The sequence below is a fragment of the Streptomyces sp. NBC_00457 genome, from assembly GCF_036014015.1.
GTDB lineage: Bacteria > Actinomycetota > Actinomycetes > Streptomycetales > Streptomycetaceae > Streptomyces.
The window spans coordinates 5,260,938-5,276,265 of record NZ_CP107905.1 but is presented as its reverse complement, the minus strand read 5'-3'; the positions used below and the strand labels follow the sequence as shown (position 1 = coordinate 5,276,265).

The window sequence follows — 15,328 nt, the reverse complement described above, 5'->3', positions numbered from 1 at the left end:
GGCTGGGTCAGGACGGGTCGCCGTACTGGAGGCCGCGGCCGTTGGTGCCGACGTAGACGCGGCCGTAGGTGTCGGGGTCGCCGGTGATGACGCCGGTCCCGCCGATGCTGCCCCACTGGTGGGCGTCGTCGTTGACGCGGAGCCAGGTGGCGCCCTGGTCGGTGGAGCGGAAGACTCCGGTGACGTCCTTGACGGTGCCGATCAGGTAGAGGGCCTGGTAGGAGGCGCCGGGCGCGGCCTTGCCGAAGCCGAGGGCGGAGGCGGACTTCACCGTGCCTAGCGTGGTGAAGGTGCGACCGCCGTCGGTGGAGTGCAGCAGCCCCTTGCCACCGTCGGCGATCCACAGGTCCCCTGCGATGCCGGGGACGGCCGCGAGCCGGCCGGCGGGCAGGTTGCCGGCGCGGGCGGTGAAGGTGGCGCCGCCGTCGGTGCTGGCGTGGAGCGTGCCGCCGGAGAGTGCGTAGAAGGTCTTGGCCGAGGAGCGGTCGGCGACGACCACGGCGCCGTTGCCCAGGCCGCCGACCTTCGACCAGCTCGCTCCCTTGTCGGTCGAGCGGTACGGGGCCTGGCCCTCCTCGGTCCAGACGATGGCGGAGCCGTCCGCCGCGAGCGCGACCTGGCCGCTGTCGGCGCTGCCCACGGGCTCCGACTTGAAGCCGTTCCAGCTGCTGCCACCGTCGGTGGAGTAGGCGCCGTCCTGCTCGCCGCCACGGCCGACGCGGACCATCAGTGACGGGTTGGACTGGGCGAAGTCGATGTCCGTGCTGGTGATCATCATCGGGTTCTTCAGCCGCCCGGAGGGCACCTTGACCAGGGAGCCGGCGGAGCCGTAGTGGAAACCGCCGAGGTCACCCATGGAGGAGACGACGGTGGCGCCGCCGGGCGGGGCGACCGCGTCCAGCACCGCGGTCTCTTCCAGCCCTCGGGCCCCCACGGTCCAGTGGCTGGTGCCGCCGCTGTCGGAGGCGTTCGCGTCCTTGCTGCGCCAGATGCCGCTGCCGGTGCCGTACAGCACGTGCCCGGAGTCGAAGGGGTCGATGGCGAGGGCGGTCATCCAGTGCCCGGTGCCGGTACCGACGTAAGGAGCGGCGGAGGCGTCCCGCTCCGACTTGTCGGCCAGCGCCTTCCAGGTCGTACCGCCGTCGGTGGTCCGGTAGATCTCGTCCTCGGGCCACCAGCGGTCGAGGGTGGTGACCATCACCGTGGAGGGCTTGCGCGGGTCGACGGCCAGACCGGAGAACCCGTAACTGCCCTGGGACGGCGAGATGTTCTTCCACGCGCCGCCGGCCGGCGTGTACTTCCACACCGAGCCCGCGGTCACGCCGTTGGGTCCGACGACGTTGGTGTACGTCAGGTACAGCGAGCCGTCACCGGAGACCACGCCGTGCTGGGGCATCTGGCCGGTGGGCTGCCCGGAGACGGCCTGCCAGGTGCTGCCGCCGTCGGTGGAGCGGTACAGGGAGGTGGACTTGTCGGCGACGCCGACGTAGACCGTCCTGCTGTCCTTCGGGTCGTACGTCACGAAGGAGATGCCCGCGCCGCTGCTCGCCCCGTCCTTGACGGGGAACGAGGAGACCTGGCTCCATGTCGTGCCGTGATCGGTGCTGCGCCACAGGCCGTTCTTGCGGGTGCCGAGGAGCAGGGTGCCGTTGTCAGCGGGGTTGACCACCAGCCGTTCGCCCGCGCCGCGGCCGTCCTCGTTGGCGCCCAGCTTGAAGGGCAGAGCGGTGCGCTGGAAGGTGCGGCCACGGTCCTTGGAGCGCAGGATCTCTCCGTTGCCCGCCCAGCTGTTGGTGTAGGTGCCCGCCCCGAGGTAGAGCCGGTCGGGGTCGACGGGGTCGGTGGCCACCGAGTCGATGCCCAGCAGGTTCCAGTCCTTCTCGCCGGCCCAGTCGGTCAGCGGGATCCACTGCTCGGCCGCGGTGTCCCAGCGGTAGGCGCCGCCCATGTCGGTGCGGGCGTACAGCAGGCCCTTCTCGCGCTGGTTGAACACCAGCCCGGTGACGTAACCGCCGCCCACCACCTGGGCGTTCTTCCAGGCATACGGTCCGGCCGCGGCCGTGGTCTGCGCGGCACCCGTCCCGGCCGCCTGGGTCTCGGCCGTCTTCACCAGCTTCCACTGCTGGTTGGTGCTGCCCTTGCCGGGATACTGGATGACCGCCCCGCCCTCGGCCTTGGAGCCTCCGGAGACGTCCAGGACCTGGCCGCTCCTGCGGGACGTGAAGGTGACGGCGTCGGCGCCGCTCACCTCGTCGATCCGCCACTCTTGAGAAGTGGCGGAGCTGTCGGTCTGCTGCTCGGCGGCGGCCGCGCGGGCGGTCGAATTGCCCGCTATGCCCAGCACTTTGCCGCTGTTGCGGTTCACCAGCTCGTAGTAGCCGTCCCCCGTGGGTCTCAGCTTCCACTGCTGGTTGGCGGTGTTCTGGTCGGTCCACTGCTGGATGCGGGTGCCGTCGGCGGTGGAGAAGGCGTTGACGTCCAGCACCTTGCCGCTGCGTACGGAAACCAGCCGGTAGTAGGCATTGCTGTCGACCGTCGCGGCCTGCGAGTCCTCCTGCGCGAACAGCAGATACGGCACGACGATGGCGGGCACGCCGAGCAGCAGACCGGTCGCGGTCCAGCGACGGCGGTGCCGCCCGCGGCGCCCGTCGTTCGTGGGGTTCTTCATGGGGAAGTGCTCTCCTTGCATGCCGTTCACGCCGTTCACCGGAGGAAGGTGCATCCAGCCACCGATCGGCCGGATCCGACTCCTTGTGGTCACAGACGACGCAAAGGGTTGCCTTGAGCCGGGAACTGTCTTCAGATCACCTCGTGGTGCGGTGCGGCAGGCGTTGATCAGCGAACATGCGCCGGCCCGAATTCTCCGAGGCCGTCGCGCTGGATCGACGCCGCGGAGGTCCCGGCCATGGTGCAGGAGAGTCAGCCCCCGGAGTTCGGCCGTAGCGGCCACCACAAGGCCGACGGGCCCCGCGCCGCGCGCCCTGCCTCGCAGACGGAGGCCCGGCAGTTTGCTGCGGGACGAACTGCCGGGCCCGGACGGGGCGACGTGGGCCCGGCAGCGGGCGCCACGGGGTCGACGTTCCTCAGCCGACGGCCTTGTACCCCTGCCGGCCCGTCGCGATCTTCGTGCGGCTGCCGAACGACCCCTGCCGTCACCGCTCTTGCGGTACAGGTTGCCGCTGGTGTCGCGCGAGACGAGGTCCCGGCCGCTCCCCCCACGCGCGTGGTGTGGGCATGCAGCTCCGTGCGCCTACTTGGTGAGGTGCTTCTCCAGGTCGGCGAGGACCTCGTCGGCGGCCATCACGCCGAGGCCGAGGTACCAGGTCTCGTCCGGAACGTCGTACGCGCGCCCGGCCTTGACGGCGTCGAGGTTCTTCCACAGCGGGTTGCCCTGCGCCGTGGACTTGTCCGTGGCGTTCGGTTCGCCGTAGACGCCGGTGAAGATGTAGTCGGCGTCGGCCTGGTCGATGTTCTCGGCGCTGATCTCGGCGGCGAGGTCCTCGATGTCCTGGTTCTTCGGGCGGGGGATCTCGAGGTCCTTGAGGATCGTGCCGATGAACGAGGCGTTCGCGTAGAGGCGGATCACGCCGTCGGGGAGGTAACGGACCATCGAGACGGTCGGCTTGTCGGCGCCGAGCTTCGTCTTCAGCGCCGTCACCTTCTTGTCGTACTCCGCGAGGTGGGTCTTCGCCTCGGCGGTCTTGTCCAGGGCGGCCGCGTTGAGGAGGTAGTTCTCCTTCCACGTGAAGCCCGGCCGCAGGGAGAAGACGGTCGGCGCGATCTGCGACAGCTCGTCGTACTTGTCGGCGGCGCGCAGCTGGCTGCCGAGGATCAGGTCGGGCTTGAGCCCGGCGATGGCCTCGAGGTTGAGGTTGTTGATCGTGCCGATGTCCGCCGGGCTGCCCGCTTCCTTCTTCAGGTACGACGGCAGCTCGGGGGAGCCCTCGGTGGGGGCGAGACCGACCGGCTTGATGCCGAGCGACACCACGTTGTCGAGCTCTCCGACGTCCAGGACGACGACACGCTTGGGCTGCGCCTTGATCTCGGTCTCGCCCATGGCGTGCTCGACGGTCCGCGGCCACTCACCCGCCTTGGCGTCGGTGCCCATCGCCGCGGTCTGCTCCGCCGCCTTCGAGAAGTCCTCGCCGCCCTGGGCGACCGCCTTCTTGTCGCCGGATCCCGTGGACGACTTCTCGCCGCTTCCGGAGGAGCCGCCGCAGGCCGTCAGCGAGAGCGCGGCGGCGAGGGCGAGGGCTGCGGCGGCGGTACCGCGGCGGCTGGCAGACATGGGAAGGCTCCCGTCGTACGGATGAAACTTAGGCGAGCCTTACTTTATGAGAAGCCTGTGCGTCCGGAGCATCCGGAGCATGTGGCTCCGATCACGTTCCCGGTACGGCCTGCTCAGGCACGGTCGGACGCGCCGAACGCGGCGGCCCCGGCACCACCAGCGGATCGCCCGTCACCGGATCCGGCACGACGACCGACGCGAGTCCGAAGACGTCCTCGACCAGCTCGGCGGTGACGACGTCGGCCGGCGCGCCCTGCGCCACGATCCGGCCCGTCTTCATGGCGACGATGTGGTCGGCGTAGCGGGCGGCCTGGTTCAGGTCGTGCAGCACGGCGACCACGGTCCGGCCTCGCTCCTGGTTCAACTGCCGTACCAGGTCCAGGACTTCCACCTGGTGGGCGATGTCGAGATAGGTCGTCGGTTCGTCGAGCAGCAGGACGTCGGTGTCCTGGGCGAGGGCCATCGCGATCCACACACGCTGACGCTGACCGCCCGACAGCTCGTCGACCGGCCGCTCGGCGAGCTCGGCGGTCCCGGTGCGCTCCATCGCCCGGGCGACGGCCGTCTCGTCCGCCTCCGACCACTGCTGCCACCACTTCTGGTGCGGCTGCCGGCCGCGCGAGACCAGGTCGGCGACGGTGATGCCCTCCGGCGGCACGGGCGTCTGCGGCAGCAGGCCGACCGCCTGGGCGATCCGCCGGGTCGGGATGCGGGACAGCTCGGTGCCGTCGAGCAGCACCGCGCCCCGCTTCGGCTTCAGCAGCCGGCCCAGGGCGCGCAACAGGGTGGACTTTCCACAGGCGTTGGGCCCGACGATGACGGTGACCTTCCCGTCCGGGACCTGAAGGTCCAGGCCGTCGACGACCGTGCGGTCCTCGTAGGCGAGGGTGAGGCCCTGGGCGGTGAGACGGTTGCCGGTCACGCGGTTCCTCCGGAACGGCCGCTACGGGAGCTGACGATCAGCCACATCAGATACGGGGCACCCACCACGGCGGTGAACACGCCGACCGGCAGCTCGGTCGGCGAGAAGAGCCGGCGTGCCAGCAGGTCGGCGACGGTCACGATCAGCGCGCCCATCAGCGCCGAGCACAACAGCGGGATGTGCGGGGTGCGGGTGAGCCTGCGGGCGATCTGCGGGGCGAGCAGCGCCACGAAGTCCACCGGTCCGGCGGCACCGGTCGCCACGGACGCCAGCACCACACCGAGCGCGCCAAGCCCGAGCCGGTCCCGGTCGAGCCGGGTGCCGAGGGCGGTGGCGGTGTCGTCGTCGAGGCCCGCGCCACGCTGGGCGCGGGCCGCCCACAGCAGGAACGGCACGAGCAGCAGGAGTACGGTCGCGAGCGGTGCGGCCTGGTCGTAGCCGCGGCCGTTGAGGGAGCCGGTGAGCCAGACCTTGGCCTGCTGGGCGACCAGGTAGTCGCCCTTGGTCACGAACAGCCGGGTCAGGGAACCGAGGGCCACCGAGATGCCGATGCCGATGAGGACGAACCGGGTGGCGTGCAGCCCGCGCCGCCACGCGAGCAGATAGACGAGCAGCGCCGCCGCGAGACCGCCGGCGACGGAGACGTAGGGGAGTACGGCGTACGAGGTGACGCCGAACGTCATCGCCGCGACCGTCGCCGCACCCGCTCCGTGCGTCACGCCGATGACGTCAGGGCTGGCCAGCGCATTGCGGGCGACGGTCTGGATCAGCGCGCCGGAGATCCCGAACGCGGCACCCACCAGCAGCCCGGTCACCAGCCGCGGCAACCTGAGCGTGCCGACGACCAGCTGGTCGGGGCTGGGCAGACCCAGCAGCACGCGGACGACCTCGCCCGGCGCGACGAAGGACTCCCCGACGCACAGGGACGCGACGACGGTGGCAGCGAGCAGCGCGGTGAGGACGGCGGCGACGAGGAGGCTTCTGCGGTGGAGCAGGAAGCTGCTCTTCCTGGCGCGCAGGACGGCATGCCCTGGAGGGCGGAGGGGGTCCGGGGCCTTCCGGGGACTGTCCTGAATCTTCCCGAGGCTGTCCTGGGTCTTCCGGAGTCTGTCCTGGATCTTCCCGGGAGTGTCCTGGGTCATGCCGCCACCAGCTTCCGCCGCCGTACCAGCACCACCAGGAACGGCACCCCGGCCAACGCGGTCATCACAGCCACCGGCACCTCCGAGGGCCGTACGACGACCCGCCCGAGGACGTCCGCGAGGAGCAGCATCACCGGTCCCAGCACGGCGGCCATGGGCAGCAGCCAGCGGTGCCCGGGCCCGACGAGCGCCCGGGCGATGTGCGGGACGGCGAGCCCGGTGAAGGCGATCGGTCCGGCCGCGGCGACCGCGACCCCGGTCAGCACGGTCGCGCCGAGGGCGCCGGTCGCGCGCAGCAGCGCCACGTTGCGGCCCAGCCCCCGTGCGATGTCCTCGCCGAGCGCGAGAGCGTCCAGCCCGCGGGCCATGGCCAGCACCAGCAGCAGCCCCGCGACCAGGAAGGGCCAGGTCTGCCCGACGATCGAGGCGTCCCGGCCGGCGATCGAGCCGACGTCCCAGAACCGGAACTCGTCCAGGGCACGGGCGTCGGTGGTGAGGATGCCGGTGACGACGGAGGCGAGGAAGGCGTTCATGGCGGCGCCGGCGAGCGCGAGCTTGACCGGTGAGGCGCCTCCGCGTCCGCTGCCGGCGACGACGTAGATGCATACCGCCGCGACGGCCGCGCCCGCGAAGGCGTACCAGACGTATCCGTTCAGCGTGTGCACCCCGAAGAAGGTGATGGCGCAGACGACGCCGAGCGAGGCGCCCTGGCTGATGCCGAGGATGCCCGGCTCGGCGATGGGGTTGCGGGTGATGCCCTGCAGAACCGTTCCGGCAACGCCGAGGGCGACCCCGACCAGCACACCGACGACCGTCCGCGGCACCCGCAGCGCCCGTACGACCTGAGCGTCGTCGCTCGTGCCGCCGTACAGCAGCGCGTCCCAGACCGCCGAGGGGGCGATCGTGCGGCTGCCGACCGCGAGGCTCAGTACCACGGCCAGCAGCAAGAGAAGGAGGGCGACGGCCATCCAGCCGACACGTCGGCTCGCGACTCCTGACATGCGCCCTTCCCGTATCCACTGTCCGCTGGCTAAGGATTGCCTAAGCGTACGTGGTGAGAAGAGCGCGTCCGCCAGGCGTCACGCCGGGCCGGTGAAGGTCCACTTCCCGTGTCCGACCCGGAAGACGACGAACGCCGGGTCGCTGCGCAGGAACTCCGCGCCCTTGGGTGCGGCCACCCGGTCGCGCGACGCTCCCGGCACATGCACCTCGGCCGTCGAGCCCACCGGCACCCGCACCGACAGCCGCAGCTCCCGGTCGAGCCGCGACCAGGCCACGGCGGCCTCGCCGCGCACCGTACGGATCGACGTACGGGCCCAGTTCACTCCCGTACGGGCGTCGGGGCGCACCGAGAAGGTGCGGTAGCCGGCGTCACCGGGGCGCAGCCCGGCCACGTTCTCGTACAGCCATTGCGCGACCGTACCCAGGAAGTAGTGGTCGCGGGAGCGGGAGTCCAGCGGCCACATCTCCCACATGGTGTCGGCGCCGTTGTCGTGCCAGTACCCCCAGCTCGGGTACGTGCGCTGGGTCGCGACGGCGTGTGCCACGTCCGGGCGGCCGTGGGCGCACAGGACGTTCAGCAGCACACTCGTGCCCAGGCATCCGGTGTTCAGATGGTTGCCGCGCGCCTCGATGTCGGCCACCAGGCTGTCCAGCACGGAGGTGCGGGCGCCGGGCGGTACCAGGCCGAAGGCCAGCGGAATCGCGTTGGACGTCTGCCGGTAGCCGGGGTCCTTCGCCGTGCGGTAGTGGCCCTCCGGGCTCAGGAAGGCCTCGTTGAACGCGGTCTTCAGATTCTCGGCGGCGTCCCGGTAGCGCTTCACGACCTCGCCGTCACCCAGCACTTCGCCCAGTTCGGCGGTGTGCAGCAGCGCCCGGTGGAGGTACGCGGTCGCGGTCAGCCGGGTGTCCTCCGGGGGAATCTCGTAGCCGGGCGCCACCCAGTCGCCGAGCGCCGTGACCGCCAGCCCGTCCCGCAGCCGGGACAGCTCCCAGTCCAGATACCGGGTCAGCGTCGCCCAGTGCTCGCGGGCGGCGCGCTCGTCCCCGTACACCCGGTACAACTCCCGGACGACGAACGGGTAGACGGTCGTCCACTCGGGGGAGGGTGCCAGCTCCTGGTAGCCCCAGCCGCCGCTCGGCACGATCACGGGGATCTGCCCCGCCTCGTTCTGGCTGTCCGCCAGATCACCCAGCCACTTGGACAGGAAGCGGTGCACCCCGAAGGCGTACGTCATCACCGGCGTGCCGACGTGGGCGTCGCCGGTCCAGCCGTTCTTCTCGTACATGGGGGTGTCGGTCGGGATGCCGTGCAGGTTGTTCAGGAGCGTGCGGCGCATGGCACCGTCCAGCCACTCGTAGAACGGCTCCGAGCAGGCGAAGGAGCCGGCCTCCTCGACACGGGTGTGCACCAGCCGCCCCAGCACCTGCTCGGGGGACGGCCGTGCGGGCAGCCCGTGGATCTCCACGTAACGGAAGCCCTTGTACGAGAACTTCGGCTCCCATACCTCGTCCGCGCCGCCGCCCGCGCAGATGTATTCGTCGGTCTGGAAGCGGCCCGGAACATGGCCGGTCTCGGCGTGCACGCTTCCGTCGGGCTTCAGCTTCTCGCCGTGGACGAGACGGACGACGGTGCCCGCGTCGGCGCCGTGGACGGTGAGGCGGGTCCAGCCCGCCATGGTGCGGCCCATGTCGACCACGTACACCCCGGGCCGGAGTTCGGAGATCTCCGTCGGCCGTACCGTCTCGGCGATCTCGATCGGGTCGTGCGGCTGCGCCTTGAGCGCGCCCCGCGGTGCCTGCTGCACACCCGCCGCCCGCCAGCCGCTGTCGTCGAAGCCGGGACGGGTCCAGTCGCGCGGGGCCCGGCGAGCGTCGTAGGTCTCGCCCGCGTAGAGGGAGTTGGACAGGGTCGGGCCGTCGGTGATCCGCCACTCGCCGTCCGAGGCGACGGTGGTGCGGGAGCCGTCCGGGTGGTCGATCTCCAGCTGGGCCAGCAGCCGGGGCTCGCCGTGCCACGGCGGGCGGTGCCAGTTCCAGACGTTGGGGGTGGTCATGCCGAAGAAGCCGCGGCCGAGGGTGACGCCGATGGCGTTCTCGCCACGTCTGACCAGCTCGGTGACGTCGTGGACGGCGTAGAGCACGGTCTCGTCGTAGTCCGTGAAGCCGGGGTCGAGCACCTGCCGGCCGACCCTGCGGCCGTTGATCTCGGCCTCGTAGTAGGCGAGTCCGCTGATGTAGAGGCGGGCCCGGGAGATCCGCCGCCGCACGGTGAAGGCGCGGCGCAGCAGCGGCGCGGGCTGCTCCGGCACGGCGACGCTCACGCCGCTGCCCCAAGGGCCCTGCCCGTAGGGAGCGAGTACGGCGGCCTCGGCCCAGCCCGTGTCGTCGAACTCCGGGCGCTGCCAGCCTTGTTGGGGTTCGGTGGCGGTGACGCGCCAGCCGGGGCCGCTGACCAGTTCGTACGTGCTCTCGTCCGGGCCGCCGTCCGCCTTCTCGACGATCAGCCGGACCAGCAGGCCGGCGGGGTTCACGGACGGGCCGGGGCGGTTGGTGGCACGGGCGGCGAGCATCACCGGACGGCCGGCGGCGCGGGCCGCCTCGACGACCTCGGTGACATCGACCGCACGGCCGGTGCGCCAGCCGTCCTGCTGCTCCGGCGCGTGCAGCACCTGCCGGCCGTCCAGATGGAGAGTGAAGTCGTCGTCGGCGCTGGCGACCACGGTGGCCCGCCGCACCCGCGTGCCGTCGTCCGGCAGACGCAGGGCCGCCCGGAACCAACAGGGCCCCACAGGAGCGTCGGAGGACGTGGCGCCCGGCGACCAGATCCACGAGGCGCCGGAGAGGGAGGGCGGCTCCGGCGGCGCGTCGGCGCCGATCCAGCGGGCCTGCCAGTCGGCGTCCGACAACGTTGTCTCCCACCAGCCGGCCTCGCTCCAGCGGGAGGGGCGCCCGGCACCGTCCCAGGCCCGGACCCGCCAGTGGTAGCGGGTACGGGGGCGCAGTGCGGGCCCGTCGTAAGGGACCCCCACGCTGCGGTCGGACGTCACCTTCCCCGAGTCCCAGACCAGCCCGGCCGTCAGCGCCTTGGGGCTGGGGCTGGGGCTGGGGCTGAGGGTCACCTGCACCTGGTACGCGCTCTGCCGGGCGCCGTGCCCCGGCGCGGACAACTCCCAGCTGAGGCGGGGGTGTTCGACGTCCGTGCCGAGGACCCGCTCGGCGTACTCGACGGTGGTGCGCTCGATGCGGAGTGCGCCGGTGCGGAGCGTTCCGGTGCGGTCGTCGTCCTCCGGGTCCCGCGGCGGTGGCCCGGCGGCCGTCGCCAGGTCGGCGGACAATGCGGTGATTCCGGCACCCGCTCCCACCGTCGTGCCCCTCAGGAAGAGTCTCCGGTTCCATGGTCTGCCCATGCGCGTTCCTCGCTCACTGTGTCGCCGCGGACAACGAAGCTGTGCTGTGGCGCTTTGGAATGTGCTTTGAATTGCGCCTTGAAACGATTCAAATCTCCCTTGCGGTGAAATGGTAGGGACGCGAGTGGCGCTCAACAAGGTGTGTGACAGCGGAGGTTGGCGTGAGCGGTGGCGCTCCCGTGGAACCAGGGACAGCCTCCGAGCACTCTGTCACTACACCCGACCGCGATCCTCCGCCCCGACCTGGCGGGGCCACGCGAAGGGCTACGCCGCGAAGCTCGTTCAGAAACCTCTCTGGAGACCTACCTGATGAAGCTCACCAAGCGTCTCGTCCTCACCACCACAGCGCTCGCCGCCGTGACCGCCGGCACGCTCATGAGCGCGACGGCCGGCCAGGCCGCGACTCCGCAGCCCGCCCGCACCGGCGTCGACGCTCCCCCTGCCTTGAAGGTCCCCGACGGCAACCGGCTCACCGGCGTCTTCTCCGCCGAGGGCGTCCAGACCTACACCTGCACCGACGGCACCTGGAAGCTGCTGGAGCCCGCCGCCACCCTCTGGGCCAAGAACGACCGCTCCCGTCGCACTGTCGCCCTCCACTCCCGCGGCCCTGTCTGGGTGTCCACGGTGGACGGCAGCGCCGTCAACGCCGCGGCCCTCGCCAGCTCCCCCAAGGACGGCACCATCCCCGAACTCCTCCTGCAGTCCACCGCCACGCGCGGCACCGGCATATTCGCCGACGTCTCCTACATCCAGCGCCTCGACACCCGGGGCGGCGTCGCCCCCACCACGGCCTGCACCGGTACGGATCAGACCAGCGTCCGGTACTCCGCCACGTACACCTTCTACAAGCCCGCCAAGTGATGGGGTGAGCCAAGCGGCAGGGGTCTCTGGGCGATGCTGAGGGGCCCCTGCCCTGCTGCCCGCTCAGCCCGCACCGCTGCCGTCCGCTCGGAACGGAACCCGCCCCCACTTTCCTCGTCATCGCCTCGGGTTCACGATGCACACCGCTGACCGCTCATCGGTTGGAGGCCCTTTTCCAGATGCGCGTCGCGACTCCTCACGCGCAGCGGCCGGCGCCGTCCACTGCCGCGCCGTGAGCCAGATGCCGGAAGGTCGTCACTCAAGACCCACGTCATCCGTCCACAACCTGCCGAGACAGAACGACCAGCGGGCAAGATGGCCTCATGACAAAGCTGTCCGTGCGGTCGGTCCGTCGTACCTCCTCTGGTTCGGTGCTGTCGTTGTGGTCACAGGACTCCGTGTTGTCGATCGGCTCAGTGGGATCGGTGCTGTCCGTGGGTTCCGTCGGCTCGGCCTTGTCGGTCGGCTCGATCGGAAGTGCCCTGTCGGTCGGCTCGATCGGTTCCTCCCTGTCGCTGATCTCGACCGGGTCGTGGCTGAGTACGGGATCGTTGTTTTCCGCGCAGTCGCGGTGGTCGGTGCTGTCCTGGCGCTCCTCACGTAGTTTCCTGGCGGCGGGAGCGGTGGGGGCAGCGACCGGAGGCGTCCTGCTGTTGGTCCAGATGATGCACAAGGCCGAGACCGGCACCGAATAGCCCTCGTAATGCCGTGCCGGGCGACGGAGATGCATGAACAAACACCCCCGGGTCAATGACCTGGGGGTTTCACCTGATTCTTGCGAGGATGCCCCGGCGTTCACGCCGGGGAGGAACGCATCTCGAATCGGTGACGTGGAGCGTCACCGCGTCCGATGGCCGGGCGCGGAGTGCCCGCACGGCTGTCCAGCGGAGCGGCGAATTCGTACGCGTGTCCTGGATGGTCGCGAGGGTGGGTGAATGCGTGCGAAGTTCGCCCGGGTGTGCGAGGTGCTGCCTAGGTTTGGGGCTGTGAAGCTGGTGGTGCAGGTGAAGCTGTTGCCGTCGCCGGAGCAGGCGGCGGCGCTGGAGGCGACCTTGCGTGCCTGCAACCGGGCCGCCGACCACGTCTCCCGGACCGCCTTCGACGCGGGCGTGAAGGACCGCAACGGCCTGCAGAAGCTGGTCTACGCGGACATCAAGGCCACGTTCGGGCTGTCGGCACAGCCTGCGGTGCGGGTGGTGAAGAAGGTCGTGGACGCCTACGGCGCGCTCGCGGCGAGCCTCAAAGCCGGGCGGCTGGGCGGACCCGAGTCGAAGCGGTACCGCAAGGCGGTCGGCTCGCCGGTCACTTTCCGGCCCGAGGCGGCGCAGCCGTTCGACGACCGGTGCCTGTCCTGGCAGACGGACGCGCGCACGGTGTCGATCTGGACGGTGGACGGGCGGATGCGCGGCATCCGCTACACCGGCTCGCCGGACCAGCTCAAGACGCTGGCCGAGTACCGCAAGGGCGAGTCCGATCTGGTCCAGCGGGGCGGGAAGTGGTTTTTGATCGCGACCTGCGACATTCCCGATCCCGAGGTGTATGAGCCGGCTGACTGGATCGGTGTTGACCGCGGCATCGTCAACCTCGCCAGCACCAGCGATGGCACCAACTACCAGGGCCGTCGGCTCTCGCGGTATCGCCGCTGGCAGGCCCGCAAACGCGCCGAACTCCAGGCAAAACAGAGCCGTTCGGCCACCCGCCGCCTGGCCCGTCGGGCGAAGAAGGAGCAGCGCCATGCCACCCATGTGAACCACCGGATCTCGAAGGAGATCGTGTCCGTCGCGCAACGCACCGGTCGCGGGATTGCCGTCGAGCAACTCGACGGGATCCGGGACCGGGTACGGCTTCGCCGCGACCAGCAGGGCACCTTGTCTTCCTGGCCGTTCCACCAGCTCGGACAGCACCTCGCCTACAAGGCCCGCCGGGCCGGGGTGCCGTTTGTGGAAGTGGATGCGGCCTATACCTCGCAGCGCTGCCCGCGCTGCGGGCACACCGAGCGGGCCAACCGGCCCACCCGGGACCATTTTTCCTGTCGTCGGTGCGGCCTCGCTGGGCCTGCCGACCACGTCGCCGGGGTCAACGTGCGCAACCGCGCGCGCTCGGCGTGGGTGTTCGTCACCGCACCCGTCCCCGCACCAGCCTGAACGGGCCGGATTGTGGGGAGATGCGACCCGTGACCGTCCTGTCGTAGGGGGCAGTCGGGAGCGCGACAAGGTGTGAACGACCGAGTACACAAGCTCGGCCGTTCACGGCCGAGAAGGTGACATGGAGCGGGTGACGAGTATCGAACTCGCGCTCTCAGCTCGGGAAGTTGCGCTCATTTGGAGCTGTCCGGGCGCTCCTCAGGCAGCGGAGCGCGTACAAACCGTCTGCAGTACTCGTTGCACGCACCGATCGCCTCGAAGTTCTGGCGTGCCTGACGCAGGCTGAGATCGTGGTTGGGACCGCCGCGCACCACGTGTGCGTCGTGCTCGTCCTGGCCGTCGTCCTCCCAGTAACAGACATCGCAGATCTCGAATGCCCCGCGTTCGGTCAGCGTGATGAAGCCGCAGCACGGGCAGCGGTAGGGCCCGCCCTCAGCGCTGCCGAAAACGTTCATGAAGGTCACGTCTGCATTCTGCTCGGCAGGCACTGGGCGGGCACGGCTCTGTCGCGTTGGCATGCACGCTTTCCAACTGTGGTGGTGGGGCTGGGAGCTGTGTGCAGGGGCGTTCACTCGGGTTCATCGGCGGTTGGCTGCCGATGCGGGGATGGATCTGAGCCTTACCTGAACGGCCGTGAACGGTGCTGAATGAGACGGAAACTGAGACGGTGTCGCTGGGCCAGGCGAGGACTTTCCAGGTGTTGCTCAGCTTGTCTGTGCCTCGTCCATCTGTGCGGCGAGGTCGGCGGTGTCTTCGGACGGTGGTGCCTCGACGGTCACCGGCTGGTTGACGTCGAGGAAGGTGATGGTCAAGTCGAGGGGGTCGCCGTCGATGATCTCGAGCGGCTTGCCGTCGGTGCCGCCCCGTGTGTCGCGCGTATCGCCCTGCAGGCGGAACTGCTTGGTGCGGCTGTCATCACCGATCCACAGATCCATGGTGAGCGTGCCCTCGACGCGCAGCACGAAGAACTGATCAAGGCTGTTGATATGGCGCTCCCGAGCCGCCGTGCTCGCGGCAGCGTCACGGGCTGCGCCTATGCCGCGACTGGTGACCGTTCCTCTGTAGTGAGTGGTCCGGGTGCCGTCGATCGTCTGCGTCCCGATCCTCCGCACGTCCTTGGAGGCGGTCAGGATCCTGGACTGCACGGCTGGGTTACCTTCGATCTGACGCGGCAGTATGCCGTAGGAGTTGTTGTCCGCCGCGCCGCGTCCCCATACGGCGGGGTCGGCGCTGAACCAGCTCTTGCCGTCCAGCTTCTCGGAGTTGACCGCACTCCCGCCGACGTACATCACTTCGTCGACGAACCGGATCTCCAGCTGCTCGTCTCTGCCCTGGCCGGTCGCGTTCATCTTCATACTCATGGTCAGGGGTTCCGTGTGCATGGATGCCTCGGCTTCCAACCGGCCCTTGTCCGGCACGGTCCCGGTGACCCGGTAGTGGAGCGACGTGATGCGCTCGGAGTTCGCCGCCGCCTTCGCCACGGCCGTCGCGGGCGTCGTCCTGGGCGAGCTCTGATTCGCAGAGTCACTCGGCGAGCCGCCTCCGCAGGCAACCGTTCCCCC

The 15,328-nt window shown here is 70.3% G+C and carries 11 protein-coding genes; 3 read left to right on the top strand and 8 right to left on the bottom strand.

Going from position 1 to position 15,328, the window contains the following annotated elements:
* Positions 1–7: 7 nt before the first annotated feature.
* The 6 genes from OG828_RS23945 to OG828_RS23920 form a co-directional block, all read right to left on the bottom strand.
* Positions 8–2,668 carry an RICIN domain-containing protein gene (locus OG828_RS23945; protein ID WP_328502289.1) on the bottom strand — a complete coding sequence of 887 codons (2,661 nt, stop codon included), beginning with the start codon at positions 2,666–2,668 and terminating at the stop codon, positions 8–10.
* 582 nt (positions 2,669–3,250) lie between these two features.
* Positions 3,251–4,288 (bottom strand): ABC transporter substrate-binding protein, encoded by a 1,038-nt coding sequence (locus tag OG828_RS23940; RefSeq protein ID WP_328439529.1) that lies wholly within the window; start codon positions 4,286–4,288, stop codon positions 3,251–3,253.
* Between the two features lie 91 nt (positions 4,289–4,379).
* Complete coding sequence (locus OG828_RS23935; RefSeq protein ID WP_328502288.1) at positions 4,380–5,210, bottom strand: ABC transporter ATP-binding protein; 831 nt, start codon at positions 5,208–5,210, stop codon at positions 4,380–4,382.
* Positions 5,207–6,352: a FecCD family ABC transporter permease gene (locus OG828_RS23930; RefSeq protein ID WP_328502287.1), complete on the bottom strand. Its 1,146-nt coding sequence runs from the start codon at positions 6,350–6,352 to the stop codon at positions 5,207–5,209. Before OG828_RS23930 ends, OG828_RS23935 begins: the two co-directional genes overlap by 4 nt.
* Positions 6,349–7,353 (bottom strand): FecCD family ABC transporter permease, encoded by a 1,005-nt coding sequence (locus OG828_RS23925; RefSeq protein ID WP_210579658.1) that lies wholly within the window; start codon positions 7,351–7,353, stop codon positions 6,349–6,351. The genes OG828_RS23930 and OG828_RS23925 overlap by 4 nt, the downstream gene beginning before the upstream one ends.
* Positions 7,354–7,431: 78 nt before the next feature.
* The gene (locus OG828_RS23920; RefSeq protein WP_328502286.1) at positions 7,432–10,761 is read right to left on the bottom strand and encodes a family 78 glycoside hydrolase catalytic domain; all 3,330 of its coding nucleotides are present in this window, start codon (positions 10,759–10,761) and stop codon (positions 7,432–7,434) included.
* 309 nt (positions 10,762–11,070) lie between these two features.
* Here OG828_RS23920 and OG828_RS23915 point away from each other — a divergent pair, with 309 nt between their 5' ends.
* From OG828_RS23915 to OG828_RS23905, 3 genes are all read left to right on the top strand, one after another.
* A complete protein-coding gene (locus OG828_RS23915; protein WP_328502285.1) occupies positions 11,071–11,622 on the top strand; it encodes a DUF3455 domain-containing protein in 552 nt (183 codons plus the stop codon).
* A 323-nt stretch (positions 11,623–11,945) separates the two neighbouring features.
* Complete coding sequence (locus OG828_RS23910; protein ID WP_328502284.1) at positions 11,946–12,317, top strand: hypothetical protein; 372 nt, start codon at positions 11,946–11,948, stop codon at positions 12,315–12,317.
* Positions 12,318–12,608: 291 nt separating this feature from the next.
* Positions 12,609–13,766, top strand: a complete 1,158-nt coding sequence (locus tag OG828_RS23905; RefSeq protein ID WP_328502283.1) for an RNA-guided endonuclease InsQ/TnpB family protein — start codon at positions 12,609–12,611, stop codon at positions 13,764–13,766.
* A 173-nt stretch (positions 13,767–13,939) separates the two neighbouring features.
* Here OG828_RS23905 and OG828_RS23900 read toward each other — a convergent pair whose 3' ends face one another.
* On the bottom strand, positions 13,940–14,221 hold the full coding sequence (locus tag OG828_RS23900) for a CPCC family cysteine-rich protein (RefSeq protein ID WP_328504927.1): 282 nt from the start codon (positions 14,219–14,221) through the stop codon (positions 13,940–13,942).
* A 249-nt stretch (positions 14,222–14,470) separates the two neighbouring features.
* Positions 14,471–15,247 (bottom strand): hypothetical protein, encoded by a 777-nt coding sequence (locus OG828_RS23895; protein WP_328502282.1) that lies wholly within the window; start codon positions 15,245–15,247, stop codon positions 14,471–14,473.
* Between the last annotated feature and the right edge of the window lie 81 nt (positions 15,248–15,328).

Coding starts and splice junctions, on each gene's coding strand:
- OG828_RS23930 (WP_328502287.1), bottom strand. CDS start 6,352: ATGACCCAGGACACTCCCGGGAAGATCCAGGACAGACTCCGGAAGACC.
- OG828_RS23920 (WP_328502286.1), bottom strand. CDS start 10,761: ATGGGCAGACCATGGAACCGGAGACTCTTCCTGAGGGGCACGACGGTG.
- OG828_RS23910 (WP_328502284.1), top strand. CDS start 11,946: ATGACAAAGCTGTCCGTGCGGTCGGTCCGTCGTACCTCCTCTGGTTCG.
- OG828_RS23940 (WP_328439529.1), bottom strand. CDS start 4,288: ATGTCTGCCAGCCGCCGCGGTACCGCCGCCGCAGCCCTCGCCCTCGCC.
- OG828_RS23945 (WP_328502289.1), bottom strand. CDS start 2,668: ATGAAGAACCCCACGAACGACGGGCGCCGCGGGCGGCACCGCCGTCGC.
- OG828_RS23900 (WP_328504927.1), bottom strand. CDS start 14,221: ATGAACGTTTTCGGCAGCGCTGAGGGCGGGCCCTACCGCTGCCCGTGC.
- OG828_RS23925 (WP_210579658.1), bottom strand. CDS start 7,353: ATGTCAGGAGTCGCGAGCCGACGTGTCGGCTGGATGGCCGTCGCCCTC.
- OG828_RS23915 (WP_328502285.1), top strand. CDS start 11,071: ATGAAGCTCACCAAGCGTCTCGTCCTCACCACCACAGCGCTCGCCGCC.